The following is a 13,844-nucleotide window of genomic DNA, read 5'->3' as shown; positions in this document are numbered from 1 at the left end:
AACTTCCCTAGAGATATAGTTAAAAACCCCGTTCACCCTGTTTTCTATGAATAGAATAGCAGAGAAAGGAGGTGATAATATGTGTTGTAATAACTCTCAATGTAACAACGGCTGTAACTTTGGGCGTTGCACCAATCTTGGACCATTTGTTGCTGTAGATGCGGACTGCATTATTCCACCCGCTGCTGGTGCTCGATCTTCGGTAATACCGTTCTCTTCCGGTATTGTTACACCAATTGCATTAGTTACTACTGCAGGTGGATTAGCTAGTACTGTTAGTACCCTTGGATTTGGTTCTGCCCTTACAGGTATATCCCTAGTTGGAGGCTTAATAGACGTGACTGGTCTAGCTTCAAGCGAAGCGTTTACTGTTCCACGAGCAGGTAACGTAACAGCTATTTCCGCAAACTTCAATACGCTTCTAGCTCTAACGGTTCTTACTGGAACTGCGACAATCCGTGCTCAAATTTTCCGTGCACCAGCTGGATCTAATATCTTCAGTCCTACAGCCGCAACAGTACTATTAGCTCCACCTTTGACAGCTCCTTTAGCAGCCGGGCAATTAAGCTCTGGATCAGCGTCAGGTTTCTCCGTTCCGGTAGCACCAGGTGACCGTTTGCTTATGGTGTTTTCAGTAACGGCAACTGGATTAACAGCTGCGGTTACCGTTACTGGTTTCGCAAGTGCAGGTATAACTATTGACTAATTAAGCAGAAGTAGACCGATCACTTTTTTATCCCAAGCCCCTTTCCTTTAAATAGTGAAAGGGGCTTTATTAATTCTATTTAATGCGGGTGCCAGGTTCTCAAACAATTAATCTCTTAGAAAGTTTATAAATGAGTCTATTCAAAAAAATTATGAGATAGTTTTATTAATCTCTAAAGAAATAGTTCAAAACCCCGTCGACCTTTCAATTCTATGAATAGAATAGCAGAGAAAGGAGGTGATAATATGTGTAATTGTGAAGATAATGCCCTTAGTCCCATTATTGTGAATACCAATAGACCAGCTTATGGATATGTCTTTAACTTCCCAGTCCAAGTTGTTGCTTCTGGTGGTGATGTAATCTTTGGCGGTAATGGACCATTAGTTAGGATTAGCCATACTCCAGGTACTGCAGCTATTTTAATTCCAGTAGCGGGGGACTATTTAGTAGAATATACCATCGCTGTCGATGGACCTCAGATGTCCGCGTATGCACTGATTCTTAATGGTGTAGAAGTTCCTAACTCTGCTACTCGTTATGGTGCTACTAGTCCAGCAGGTACCAATCAAACATTGACTGGTTCTGCAATAATAAGCGTTCCAGCTAACTCAACACTACTATTAAGAAATGTTGGTAATACTGCTGATACTCTTATAGGGACCGATGATGGCCAAGGTGTTCTCAATGCATCGTTATCCATTCACAGACTTGGTGCTTAGTATTGTTCTGTATCCATGCTGTAATTGAGATTTAACAAGAAAAAGTGCGTTGTCCTAATTATTATAGGATACCGCGCTTTTTCTTTTCTGTGTCGTTTCTATTTAATTGAATTCTACAAAAATGCGCATTTCATTCTTTCTTCATAACTATATGGTATAAGTATATAGGAGTAGTAAATATATAAATTTGGAGGAAGAACATGAAAAAAATAATTTTAATGACAATCGCTTGTTTATTTTTATTCAGTACACAAGCATTTGCACACACAGGTTTAGAGAGTTCGGATCCAGCTCAAGGGACGACGGTAACTCAAAGCTTGGATGAAATCACCTTAACTTATATGACGAAGATTGAGGAAACTAGCTCATTTGAATTAGTGAATGCTTCGAATGAATCCATGGATATTACAAACTTAGCTGTAAATGATAATGTAATGACAGGTAATGTAGAAGGAAATTTAGAAAATGGACCCTACAAAATAGTTTGGAAAATCGTTGGAATTGATGGTCATCCAATCGAAGGGGAAGTAGACTTCGTATTAAACGCACCAATTACAGAAGAAACTGTTGATGAAACAGCAACAGAGACAGTGGAAGAAACGAAAGTTACAGAACCGGAAGTAGCGGAAGAAGAGCCAGCTGCAGAAGAAACTGCTTCAGCTGACGCGGAACAAGATAAGGGTAGCAATACTGGACTTATTATTGGGATTGTCGTTGTATTAGCTGCAGCAATCTTTTTTATGACACGGAGAAAAAGTAAATGATTTTTCTTCTAACAACAATTAGCGAAGCACTTGTTTATACGTGCTTCGCCTTGTTAATGGGGAGTTACATATTTTCGTTATTTCCAGCTGATTTAAAACCTAAAATAATCATCTCCAAGCAAATCAAGCTTATTGCTGTTGCGGGTATCGTTATTTTTTCATTTGCACCACTGATAAGTCTGGTTACTTTTTTATATGAAGATTATGGTCTGTGGCAAACACTAAAATCTATAATTTTCACTTTTGAGGTAGGAAAGTCATGGTTGTTTTTAGCAATCATTTCGATTATTTTAGGCATGTATATATGCTTCTTTGATAAGAAAACGGCTTCTATATATTCTGTTATTGGAATTATATTGATTTTTGTCTTAATTGCAGTCCTTGGAATGGCTGGCCATGCAAGCTCGATTTCTCCAGTGAAAGGTTTTATCACCCATTTCATGCACTTTGCATCCGTCGTTGTTTGGGTGGGCATTTTACTAATCGTCAGTTGGTTTTCACTTAATACGGAGAATTGGGTTAACTTTTTGAAGTGGTTTCATATCATGGCTTTGTATTGTTTTGCTATCGTAATCATTACAGGACTTTCCCTTATGAATCTATCAATGGAATGGAGTGCTTATACAGATTCTTGGATGCTCTCTTACGGTCAAAGCTTGCTTATCAAGCATTTGCTCATTATACCATTAGTCGGGTATGCATTCGTAAATGGAATCGTGATGAAGAGAAAGTTGCAAAAAGAAGAAAGCTTTGATCCTAGACCCTGGGCAAAAGTTGAATTCTTTGTCATTTTACTTATTTTCGTAGCCACTGGAGCGATGAGTCAGCAATCCCCACCTAGTAATTTAGCGGATATATTGAGTTCTGAAGGGATTTCTCCTTTGTTTGGATTATTCTATGACGGAACCATTCAACCTAGTTTACACGCCAAATTAGTGCCTAAATTAGATGGTATATTGCTAGGAGTTGTATCTATTGGTTTCTTTACAGTAAGTATCCTATCTTTTTTCAAAAAAATGCCGCCATTATTTTCTTTTACCATGAGCATTTTAGTTGTCATTTCTGCATACTTAGCGTTACTTTTAAGCGTGCAAGTTGTATAAACAAATATAAAAAGCATTTCCATCGGGATATTGACCTTGTTGGAAATGCTTTTTATATTTGTTTTCATAATGCTGTAGTTTTTCCTTTTTTGTTTTCGTCATGCGAATGTGAGTACTAAAGTCGATCTCATTGCGTAATTTTGTAACATCTTTACCTGTATTACGAAGTAAATGTGTTCTTTTTCGTTTGGCAGCTGATTTTGCCATGTAAATCACTCCTCATCCAATTAATTGTTTCAAGTCATAGAGTATATCATTTTAGAGCAATAAACAAGTATTATCATATGGAAAATAAGACCTTAATCTTATTGCCTGCCAGGTGTTTCGAATGCTCGGAGAGGGAGGGAGATTCATAGTAGAAAATCTATTATTAAAGTGACTAAGGAATTCTATATAAAAAACGCCTCTGTCAAAGGCGTTTTTCATATAACTTATTTGTTACCTTTTTTTGGTGAGGTCGTTTTATCGACAAATTCATTGACCTGTGTCGTTAGTTCTTCTACTAGTTCTTTAAGCATCTGTTTTTGGTCCGAGGATAGTTTTCCTTTTGCATCATCAAGATTTATGCCATTTTTACGGAGGGTATCACTTACTAATAAATCAATGACCTTGTTAGGAATAGCATTTGTTTTTTTAGGTAGTTCGCTCATACTCATCACTCCTTTTTATTATCATTTTTAATATATGCAGTTATCATGAAAGAGGAGAAGAGGAATACTATTTCAAATACACAAAAGTTATACTGAAATAAAAATAAAGCAACACAAAATAAGCCCGACACGACAGAGGGAGTTTATTTTGTGTTGCAAAATATATTAGAGAATGTCTAACTTAGCTACTAATGTAACAAGAATTTGAAGCATTGCTTGGATGTTCACTGCCACATCGGTGTCAGTTGTTGTAACTGATATATTTCTTGATCCCTCAACTATCGTTTTTTGAACGTTTTGTTGTTTTGTTTTTACAAATTGCTTCATATCTTGAGTTACCGCTCTACCTTGAGCTGTATCTCCAATAGTAAGGCTAATAACTGCTGCAATTGCTGCTTGAATACCTAGTTGCAATGACAATGCTGCTTGAGTATCCGTTGTTTGAATATCAACACCTTCTGAATCCCTTACTATGATCCATTCCTTAGATTGCTGTTTAGTGGTCACAATTTGTTCTCCATTTTGTTGAACATCTGCATCGTTGTTTTTTCCTTTGTCATCGCAATGATCTAATGCTCTCCATTTGCTTTTACTCATTATTTCACCTCTTTTCGTTTTTTCTTTTTTCATTAAAGAACATCTAATTTAATTATTAATGCAACCAAAACTTCTAAAAGTACCTGTATATTGACTGATAAATCTGTATCAGTAGTTACGATATTAACGTCTTTCGAGTTATCAATATAGATTACTTGTTTATTAGTTTGTTCGTCATTAAATTGTTGGAAGATGTCTTGCGCAACAGCATGGCTACGGTCACTATCGCCAATTGCAATACTTACAACTAAAGCAATAGCAAGTTGTAGGCCTACTTGAAGAGAAACCGCTGCTTGAGTATCTGTGGTCTGAACGCTGATGTTGCAGGAATTTCTAATCCATATTAATTCATCTGATTCTTGATGAACGGAAGAGAGCTGGTCGATGTCTTCTAAAACGATTGCATCATTAGAATAATCATCGCTCCAACGATTAGCTTGATGTTCCATCCCCATTGGATAATAACTCTCAGATTGTTCGCAGTATTTCCGCTGACTCATTGTATAATCTCCTTTCCTATTTATTGGCAGGGTTGAAAAAGGGATTAATTTAAACCTTGCTTCTGTAACATATGAACAAGTTAAATATTGATATAGTTCATTTAACTATCAAATAACTGAAAGATAACATTTACTTCTTATTTGGGAATATTGCAATCTGGTTAAATAGCTACTTTGTGTAGTTTAGGTATTATTCAATTTTGGGTTTTTAATAGTGATATTTAAAGAACTCCAATAAATAATGAGACATTAGAAGGCTATTCACATAGATTGCTTTTTGAGGGCTTAAAAAGAGAAGTATAGGGCTCTTGTACATGCATTTTATAAGTGCATATTCCTAACCTTAGTCATTTAGGAATCATGGAAATTGTGTAGTGAATTTGCTGAAACAAGGAAAAAGCAAGAAAGATGCTTTGGATGGGGAAGATATGCTGCACTTGAAGCATAGAGAAGTTAGATAATCGTGTATCCCAATTAAAGGAATTAGTTTAAGTGAATGTTTAAATAAGGTAACTAAGCAAATAGCGACTACTAATTGCAGAGAGATTGATTTAGTGAGAGGAATCAAGTGACATTTTAGAAAGAATGTAATTGTGAGAAAAATCAAAGGAATAATCAGATTATAACAAGCTAATATAATGTTGTTATGTTAAACAATCTAAATATGCTAAGTAAGATGGATCAGATATTGAATTAAAGCAAATAAAATGAGACATTTTAAGAATTTGAAAGAAAATGCGTTTTCTTAAGGGTTGGGTTTTAAACATATAAATTAGCTTTTTTAATAAATTCTTTCAAATATCTCACTGTTTCAAGTATACTTCTTTATTGAAACGTAGCTTGATATAATATATATTATGTTAACTAAAAAAGAAAAATGAAAAAAAGGCTATATTTTCTAAGCCTCTTCTACCACATATCAGAATCAATATGTTGAATGCTATATTCAATAATCTCATTTATAGGCACTCTTTTACTTTTGGCAAATAATTTAACTTGCTCTATAAGCTCTTTATCATAAGTAGAACTGAATTCCACACGATCTTTTGGTTTCTGATTTCTAGTAAAAGTGATTTCTGTTTTCTCTAAAAATAACTTTAACGCACGCTCAATCATATAGTTTACATAGGTGTTATTATTTGCAGCTTGTATTTTTAATTTGTCTAAAATTGATTGACTAATTCTACTTTTATAACCTATTCGAGAACTATTTGGTATAAGAACTATTTTGCCATTATTTATTTTCCATCTTGCTGGATCGTTCGTATCTTCAATTAAATATGGATTTTGAGCATGTTGTGACATAAAAACCCTTTTATAAATATGAAAGTTTTCTGTATCTGCATTTCTATATACGACTTCTGACAGCTTTGCTACATCAGCTTTCCCTTTTACCCATATCCGGTATATAGTATTTTGGTTTATAGTAGTTTGAATTAATATGCCAGATTTCAAATACCAGCTTTGATATAGATTTAATAATGCATTTGCAAACTCTAAGCTTGCAGATGTAACGGTAGTTGAATATCCCCTATTCTCTACCCAACCATCTCCATCAATTACTCCTCGTACGAAGGAAGCTAAATATTCAGTTGGTATTTTTGGGAAAGGAACTGTTAATGATTTATTTGGAGTTATTCCTAGTATAGCAAGATCTTCTTTCATAATCTTAGAATTCACTATTAAAGTTGGGGTCTTTTTAGTTTTTCCATATGGAGCTAACACGTAATCAGCTTCTAAATAGGTTGCTATTAACTGCAATATTCTTTCGTCTTTTTGGGAGAAATTAATAGTATGGGTCCCTTTATTAATATGGCCATCTGTTACTAACAGCCCTAAAACCCAAGCCATTTCATGGGACCAAACTTTAAAATAATGTTCATTCACATAATTTTTTCTTGGTCTACCTGAATATTGCTTTCTATTAATAGGTATATTGTGTTTATGGATTACATTCAGTATTGCAACAGAAGATAGTCCAAATAACTCCTCCATTTCTTTATGGGTCCTTCCGCTTTTATACATCTCTATAATCATTTCATCTGTAATACCCCGTTTTCTAGGCATGATTTTTCCCTCCAGAATAGCTTCACTCCCATTATACAAACAAATGTTCTGGAAATCAAAAACAAAAAACTGAGAATATAATTTTTTCTCAGTTTCCCCCTAATTATTACATTTATTTAATAATGTAAAAAGTGTTCCTTAACTTTTCTCCGATGCAAGCACTTCAAAATTTTCTATTGTTTTATTAAATTGCAATTGGGTTTCTAATACTATTTCTTGCAAATTATCTGTTATTATAGCTACTTTTCTTACATCGCTCGTGATATTTTCTACATTTTCATTGATATTCTTAATGGCATTATCTACATTATTGGCCAGCCTGCGGACTTCATCAGCAACGACTTTAAAACCTCTCCCTTGCTCTCCTACCCGAGCCGCTTCGATTGCTGCGTTTATTGCTAACATATTCGTTTGTGAAGAAATAGTTCGAATGAATTTAGATGTTTCGCTGATTAAATCTGTCTGTATTTCCAGTGATTCAACTGCCAGTATTTTTTCTTTAGAATTCATTACAACTAAATCAACTAATTCTTTGGGCATATCTTTTAATTGAGAAATGATTTTTGCTGTATTGTTTTCACGTTCTGTAATATCAGTTGCTATCTTAAGAACAGCTTGGACTTTTTCAGCATTTATAATTGGTATATAGGTAGCCTCAAGCCAAACTGTCTTTCCTTCTTTATTGATCCGTTGAATTTTTTCTTGAAACTTGTTTCCTTTTTCGAGATTATTCCATAGTTCATTATATTGTCTACTGTTTCTGAATTCTGTGGTACAAAATTGTTTATGCTGGAAATTCTTAAGTTCTTTAACTGTATAACCCATAGCCTTGGCAAAGTTTTCATTGACCCAAATAACTTCTCTATTCAAATTAAATTCTATCATAGCTAAATGAGACTCTAAAGCAGCCAAGACAGATGTACTATTTAATACTTGAGTGCTTGTATTAGCACTTGCTGAAATATGCATGAAGGTACTCCTTAATAGAACATGATAAATTTCAGTATAATTTACCTTCATTCATTAGAAAAATTACTTATCTACTATTTAAAATAAAAATGTAGAAAGTACTTTTCTACTAATATCCATCAGTTATTATCATTCTTAGAACCTGGGCTATTTCTGTTGCCAAGCATTCGAGTATTTGTTCAAGAAGGAAAACCGAACTAATCCCTCAATTGCTTAAAATTATAATATTTCAAATAGGTTTGAAAAAGTCATTCACCACTTTTTCCGATATATCCGCCAACTTTTTGTACGTATATTGCGGCATTTGTTCTTTATCGATCAAAACAGTGCGTACGCCTTCAAAAAAATCAGTATGCTTCATGAAATTAGTTGCTAATGTTAAGTCTGTTGCTAGGCATTCCTCTATTGTTTTATTTTGCCCGTCTATTAATTGCTTTAATGTAATCTTTAAAGAAAAAGGAGATTTGGACAGAAGTATTTTCTTTGTTTCCTCGGCAAAAGCATCATCTTTCGATTCTAAGGACGATATAATACCTTCTATTGTATCAAAAGCAAAATGCTCATTTATACGTTCTTCTAGACTTTGAAGATTGCTTGCTTTTTTAGGAGAAGTAGCATAATTCTCAATCAAATCTTGAAGCGTATTTTCAATAGATCGCTCATGCCAGTTTGTTTTATTTACCGTCATAATAAACTCACTGAGAGCCTCTTGAGTCATATATCCATCCGCTGCATTTATAAATAAAATATCCGGTGCTGTAATGACAGTTGCCGTTAAAGCTAAATAACGGCCTAAGTAGCCAGGTGCTTTATTGAGAAAATAGGCAGCCCCCACGTCAGGAAAGAAGGCTATATTCATTTCAGGCATAGCCCATTTTGTTCGCTCTGTCACTATTCTGTGACTTGCACCATAGGATAGGCCAACTCCTCCCCCCATCACAATTCCGTCTAAACAAGCGATAATTGGTTTTGGAAATGAATATATTAATCGATCAACTTCATATTCTACCTTAAAAAACTGCTTGGCTTCTTGATATGCGACATCACTAGAATTCGATTGATAAAGTGCTTTTATATCTCCACCGGCACAAAAACCTTTTTCTCCTGCCCCATTTAAAACAACAAGACAAATACTGTCGTCGGTTTGCCATTCCTCCAGTTTTGCCCTTAGTTCTTTCACCATTTCAAAAGACAAGGAATTTAATGCTTTTGGTCGATTAAGTGTGATGGTTGCTACTCCATTATTATTAATTGAAAATAGAACTTCGTTTGTCATAATGTCCCCCTTATGCATGAATAAAACTAGGTTTTCTTTTTTCTATAAAAGCTTTTATTCCCTCATCTGCATCCGCAGTCAAAAATAACTCAGCAAATTTACTTCGTTCTCTTTCCAAAGCATCTTGTAAATTCTCTTTGCTACCCTGTACAATACATTCTATCACTTTGGTGATACTAGTCATGCTTTTTCCTTCGATAAATGATTGTGCAATCGTACGAGCAGTGCTTAAAAGCTCCTCTTGGGGCACAACTAGTTGTACAATCCCATGCGCTTTTGCTTCATCTACTGTTAATTGTTTACTCGTTAAGATTAAATTCAATGCTGTTGAAACATCTGTCAGTTTTGTCAGACGATAAGTGCCTCCAAATGACGGCAGTAATCCTAGTTTCAATTCTGGTAATCCAACAAATGCTGAAGTTGCAGCAATTCGGTAATGGCAAGCCATTGCAAGCTCCAATCCTCCACCAAGCGCTGCTCCATTTATAGCGGCGATAACAGGTTTGTTCATCGATTCGATTTCATTACATAGATCTTGACCTGCTTTAGCCATCGCTAGACCTTTTTCTTCATCACCTAGTGCTGCAACAAATTCTTTAATATCTGCTCCAGCGACAAAAAACTTACCTGCCCCCGTTAGAATAATTGCCCTAGTTTCCTCATCATTTGAAAGATTTCTAAATACTAGTCTTAGCTCTTCTATGCAAGAAGAAGATAAAGTATTGGCTGGAGGATTATTGATTTCTACCGTCGTAATAAAATTATCCTTCGTAACCTTTGTATATGTGGATTCCATTGATCATTACCTCCAATAATTATGAATTTGTTTAAAAATCCCTTTTGCATTAAAACATTTACAAAAGGGATTGATAATTGGTGCCTTATCCAGACTGATTTGTCTTTTATGAAATAGATGGTGTTTGGCTACTAACTTTTTTATAAAGGACAGACATATCCTTTTCTCCCAGACCACTTTTATCTGCTTCTTCATACATGCCGTAAAGTATTTTACTTACCGGCAAATCGACATGATTTTTATCTGCAAGCTCCAATGCAAAACCCATATCCTTTTTTAATAAATTAAGAGCAAAACCTGGCGCATAATCATCACTTGCGATAAAGCTCTTATAATTTCGTTCATAAATTCTGCTTTGCCCATAACTGACATTTAACATATCGAACAATTTATCTAGGTCTAGTTGACTCTCTTTGGCAAGGGTAAGCGCCTCACTTACTCCCGCCGTATAAAAGCCAATTAGCAAGTTATTGATCAATTTTGTAGCGGTACCGCTATCAATCTTCTCACTAACATGAAAGATATTTTCTCCTAGTAGATTAATAACCGGCAATGCCTTTTCAAAAACATTCTTGGGACCACCAATCATAAAAGTGAGCGTTTTGTTAATGGCTCCAATAACGCCGCCACTAACGGGTGCTGCAAGAAAATCAACGACTTTTAGCTTCGCGCTTTGTTCAATTTTAATATTGAGTTCGGGAGAAACAGTGCTTGTATCGATTAATAGAATGTTTGGATGAGCGTGCTCGATTAGACCTTGTTCACCCAAGTAGATTGTTTCTACTGCCGCGTTTGAGGGAAGACTCGTAAAAATAACATCGCATATATTTGCTAATTGTGCGACGGTATAGCCTACTTTACCTCCATTTTTCTCAAAATGAAGCAAAGCCTCTTGATTCAAATCAACTCCGTACACGTCAAAATTAGATGCGATCAAATTGAGCGACATCGGTGAACCCATGTTTCCAAGCCCTACAAAGCCTATCTTTCTCATCCGAACAACTCCTATTCATATGAAATATCGACCATGCCCTATCATTACTTCTGCAATTTTTCGCTTTCTAATAAATAGATTGCTATATAGTGGGACAGACAGTTGTTTGATGTCTTGTAGCATAACCGCTCGCAATTGTTCCTCTATTTCTAATGAAGAAAGAATCGTAACAGCGGCCGTTTCTACTTTCCGATAACCTTCCTCGCAAATAACAGAAGTAATCAATTGGTGAATTGTTTCTTCTTCGGCTATCCCGGTCTTTCTTAAGTATTTTTCCAAGCGTAAATAGGAAGATTCCATTACATAAATATCTTTTGTCATATCAGCTAGAAGTCGCAAGTATTCTTGTTCTTGTTCTAAGTTTAAAGTTGTCTTAGAAAAGGCTATCAGAACTTTTTGTAGTAACTCTAGTGATAGAATAATATATTGGAAATTACGGTTTGGTCTAGACGAAGATTCACTCGCCACTAACGAAGCAGTTGAAATAAGCTCTGCTTGTTTTTTCAAGATTAATTTAGAAATAGTTAAACGATTTATTTCGTTTGTCCCTTCAAAAATACGGCTGATTCTTGCATCTCGGTAAAGACTTTCTACTTCATATTCTTGCATAAAGCCATTGCCACCGTGAATTTGTACCGCTTCATCTACAATTTCATCTAATATTTCGGAGCTATTAATCTTATTTAGCGCACATTCAATTGCATAATTGGCTAATACGGCAGGAATCTCTTGATCACTCTCGATTGCTTCTAGAGATTCATCGATACTGTGGGCTGTACGGTAAGCAGCACTTTCTGCACCATATATAGAGATAACCATATTAGCTATTTTTTCTTGAATCATCGTAAAGTTAGCCAAATGTTTGTTGAATTGTTTTCGTTCATTTACATACTCGATTGAAAGCCGGGTTGCTTGCTTTGCAGTTCCAATGTTGGCAAAAGCGAGCTTGAGTCTTGCCATATTTAATATGTTAAGTGCGACTTGATGACCTTTCCCACTTACACTTAACAAATTTTCACCTGGAACAACTACATTATCTAAAATAAGCGTCGCTGTAGATGAACCTTTAATCCCCATTTTCTTTTCTTCTGGTCCTGTGGATACACCAGTAAAGGATTTCTCTACGATAAAAGCAGTGACTCCATCTACCGTTTTGGCAAATACGACGAAGACATCTGCCACTTTTGCATTGGTGATCCATTGTTTCTCTCCATTTAATAACCATGTGCCATCTTCTTGCAAAACAGCCGTCGTTTTTAAACTTAAAGCATCAGAACCTGCACTAGGTTCTGTTAAGGCATAAGCACCGATCCACTGTCCTGAAGCAAACTTTGGCAAATACTTTTCCTTTTGTTCTGCTGTGCCGAAATAAACATATGGAAGGGTTCCAACGCCTACATGAATATTAAAGGAAACACTGAAAGAACCACTTTGGCCCATTTTTTCTGCGACTAGTCCCGACGTTTTTTTATTTAATGACAAACCACCATAATCTTCGGGAACTTCGATACTGAGTAAGCCTAGATCACCCGCTTTTTTAAACAACTTGCTCGTTAAAGCATAATTATGTTGTTCAAATTGAGATAAGTGAGGAATCACATCTTGTTTGATAAATGACTCCGTCGTTTTTGCTATAAGATGATCTTCTTCCGTGAAATCGTCTGGAGTAAATATATTAGCATGCGTGTCTTTTTCCAGAGAAAAGAGGTTCTGCGCATGGAGCAATTGTTTTTCCATCCTTAGCCTCCTAACTTAATGAAGATAAAGCTGTCGAAACAGCTTTATCCCTCTTTATTGTTGTTTAGTTAATATTGTTTTCGAGATAGCCTTATCTAATTCTTCAAATTTGTAATAGGAAATCGTTTCATACAATTCGCTTCTTGTTTGCATATCCGATACTCCTTCTTGCTGTGAGCCTTTTTCTTTAATCAATTGAAAAATGGTTTCGTAAGCCTTTGCAGCGACTCTAAGTGACGTAACTGGATAGATGACCATTTTATAGCCCATTTCTTCAAACTGCTCCGCTGTATAGTAAGGAGTTTGACCGAATTCTGTCATGTTTGCGAGCAATGGAACAGGGATTTTTCTAGCAAACTGACGGAATTCATCCTCTGATTTGAGTGCTTCTGGGAATAGGGCATCCGCCCCTGCTTCCACGTATGCGCTTGCTCGTTCGATGGCAGCATCTAATCCTTCCACTCCTCGAGCATCTGTCCGTGCAACGATTACTAATGAAGGAGCGACCTCCTTGATCGCTTGAATCTTCTGCACCATCTCTTCGGTAGAAGTAAGCTGCTTTCCATTCAAATGCCCACATTTTTTCGGTAGTTGCTGATCTTCGATTTGAACAGCAGCGACTCTAGCCTCAAGCATCTCCTTGGCAGTTCTAGCAGCATTCAATATTCCACCAAATCCTGTATCAATATCTACTAAGAGAGGTAGATTTGTCGCACGAATTATGTCTTTCGCGCGCTCAGCCACTTCCGTAGACGTGACGATCCCTAAATCAGGCAGTCCTTTACTAGCTGTATAAGCCGCTCCTGATAAATATAGTGCGGAAAACCCTACTTCTTTTGCTATTAACCCGGCCATGGCATCATGACACCCAGGAATTTGCAAAATATGCTCGCCTGCTATTAAAGCACGAAATTGTTCCGCTAGTTCTTGTTGTGTAGAGTCTTGATCTACTATCCAAGCCATGTT

15 protein-coding genes are annotated in these 13,844 nt (G+C 35.9%); 4 read left to right on the top strand and 11 right to left on the bottom strand.

From position 1 onward, the window contains the following. The first annotated feature begins 79 nt into the window (after nucleotides 1-79). The 4 genes from ACIP9W_RS08465 to ACIP9W_RS08450 all read left to right on the top strand — a co-directional run bounded on the left by ACIP9W_RS08465 (nucleotide 80) and on the right by ACIP9W_RS08450 (nucleotide 3,292). Complete coding sequence (locus tag ACIP9W_RS08465; RefSeq protein WP_400788148.1) at nucleotides 80-706, top strand: exosporium glycoprotein BclB-related protein; 627 nt, start codon at nucleotides 80-82, stop codon at nucleotides 704-706. Nucleotides 707-951: 245 nt separating this feature from the next. Continuing rightward, nucleotides 952-1,425: a BclA C-terminal domain-containing protein gene (locus ACIP9W_RS08460; protein WP_400788146.1), complete on the top strand. Its 474-nt coding sequence runs from the start codon at nucleotides 952-954 to the stop codon at nucleotides 1,423-1,425. A 200-nt stretch (nucleotides 1,426-1,625) separates the two neighbouring features. Continuing rightward, a complete protein-coding gene (locus tag ACIP9W_RS08455) occupies nucleotides 1,626-2,189 on the top strand; it encodes a copper resistance CopC family protein (RefSeq protein ID WP_400788144.1) in 564 nt (187 codons plus the stop codon). After that, nucleotides 2,186-3,292 carry a copper resistance D family protein gene (locus ACIP9W_RS08450; protein ID WP_400788141.1) on the top strand — a complete coding sequence of 369 codons (1,107 nt, stop codon included), beginning with the start codon at nucleotides 2,186-2,188 and terminating at the stop codon, nucleotides 3,290-3,292. The genes ACIP9W_RS08455 and ACIP9W_RS08450 overlap by 4 nt, the downstream gene beginning before the upstream one ends. Here the strand turns inward: ACIP9W_RS08450 and ACIP9W_RS08445 are convergent. From ACIP9W_RS08445 to prpB, 11 genes are all read right to left on the bottom strand, one after another. After that, the gene (locus ACIP9W_RS08445; protein ID WP_400788139.1) at nucleotides 3,272-3,499 is read right to left on the bottom strand and encodes a hypothetical protein; all 228 of its coding nucleotides are present in this window, start codon (nucleotides 3,497-3,499) and stop codon (nucleotides 3,272-3,274) included. The genes ACIP9W_RS08450 and ACIP9W_RS08445 overlap by 21 nt on opposite strands. 224 nt (nucleotides 3,500-3,723) lie before the next feature. After that, nucleotides 3,724-3,942, bottom strand: a complete 219-nt coding sequence (locus ACIP9W_RS08440; protein ID WP_282244737.1) for a spore coat protein — start codon at nucleotides 3,940-3,942, stop codon at nucleotides 3,724-3,726. A gap of 165 nt (nucleotides 3,943-4,107) precedes the next feature. Next, nucleotides 4,108-4,539 (bottom strand): spore coat protein, encoded by a 432-nt coding sequence (locus tag ACIP9W_RS08435; RefSeq protein WP_142536962.1) that lies wholly within the window; start codon nucleotides 4,537-4,539, stop codon nucleotides 4,108-4,110. A gap of 32 nt (nucleotides 4,540-4,571) precedes the next feature. Then, nucleotides 4,572-5,039, bottom strand: a complete 468-nt coding sequence (locus ACIP9W_RS08430) for a spore coat protein (RefSeq protein WP_400788136.1) — start codon at nucleotides 5,037-5,039, stop codon at nucleotides 4,572-4,574. 909 nt (nucleotides 5,040-5,948) lie between these two features. Next, complete coding sequence (locus ACIP9W_RS08425) at nucleotides 5,949-7,106, bottom strand: LAGLIDADG family homing endonuclease (RefSeq protein ID WP_400788128.1); 1,158 nt, start codon at nucleotides 7,104-7,106, stop codon at nucleotides 5,949-5,951. Nucleotides 7,107-7,244: 138 nt separating this feature from the next. Beyond that, entirely contained in the window at nucleotides 7,245-8,075 is an 831-nt protein-coding gene (locus ACIP9W_RS08420; protein ID WP_400788126.1) for a methyl-accepting chemotaxis protein, read from the bottom strand. 229 nt (nucleotides 8,076-8,304) lie between these two features. Beyond that, complete coding sequence (locus ACIP9W_RS08415) at nucleotides 8,305-9,351, bottom strand: enoyl-CoA hydratase/isomerase family protein (RefSeq protein ID WP_400788124.1); 1,047 nt, start codon at nucleotides 9,349-9,351, stop codon at nucleotides 8,305-8,307. Nucleotides 9,352-9,361: 10 nt separating this feature from the next. Beyond that, complete coding sequence (locus ACIP9W_RS08410; protein ID WP_400788121.1) at nucleotides 9,362-10,147, bottom strand: enoyl-CoA hydratase-related protein; 786 nt, start codon at nucleotides 10,145-10,147, stop codon at nucleotides 9,362-9,364. A 106-nt stretch (nucleotides 10,148-10,253) separates the two neighbouring features. Further along, nucleotides 10,254-11,141: an NAD(P)-dependent oxidoreductase gene (locus ACIP9W_RS08405; RefSeq protein ID WP_400788119.1), complete on the bottom strand. Its 888-nt coding sequence runs from the start codon at nucleotides 11,139-11,141 to the stop codon at nucleotides 10,254-10,256. 15 nt (nucleotides 11,142-11,156) lie between these two features. After that, a complete protein-coding gene (locus ACIP9W_RS08400) occupies nucleotides 11,157-12,878 on the bottom strand; it encodes an acyl-CoA dehydrogenase family protein (protein WP_400788117.1) in 1,722 nt (573 codons plus the stop codon). Nucleotides 12,879-12,932: 54 nt separating this feature from the next. Beyond that, entirely contained in the window at nucleotides 12,933-13,841 is a 909-nt protein-coding gene (gene prpB, locus ACIP9W_RS08395; RefSeq protein ID WP_400788115.1) for a methylisocitrate lyase, read from the bottom strand. Nucleotides 13,842-13,844 lie beyond the last annotated feature (3 nt).

The organism is Psychrobacillus sp. NPDC093180, assembly GCF_044754065.1.
Lineage (GTDB): Bacteria > Bacillota > Bacilli > Bacillales_A > Planococcaceae > Psychrobacillus.
Note: the sequence above shows the minus strand (reverse complement) of the source record. Positions and strands in the feature narration are given on the sequence as shown.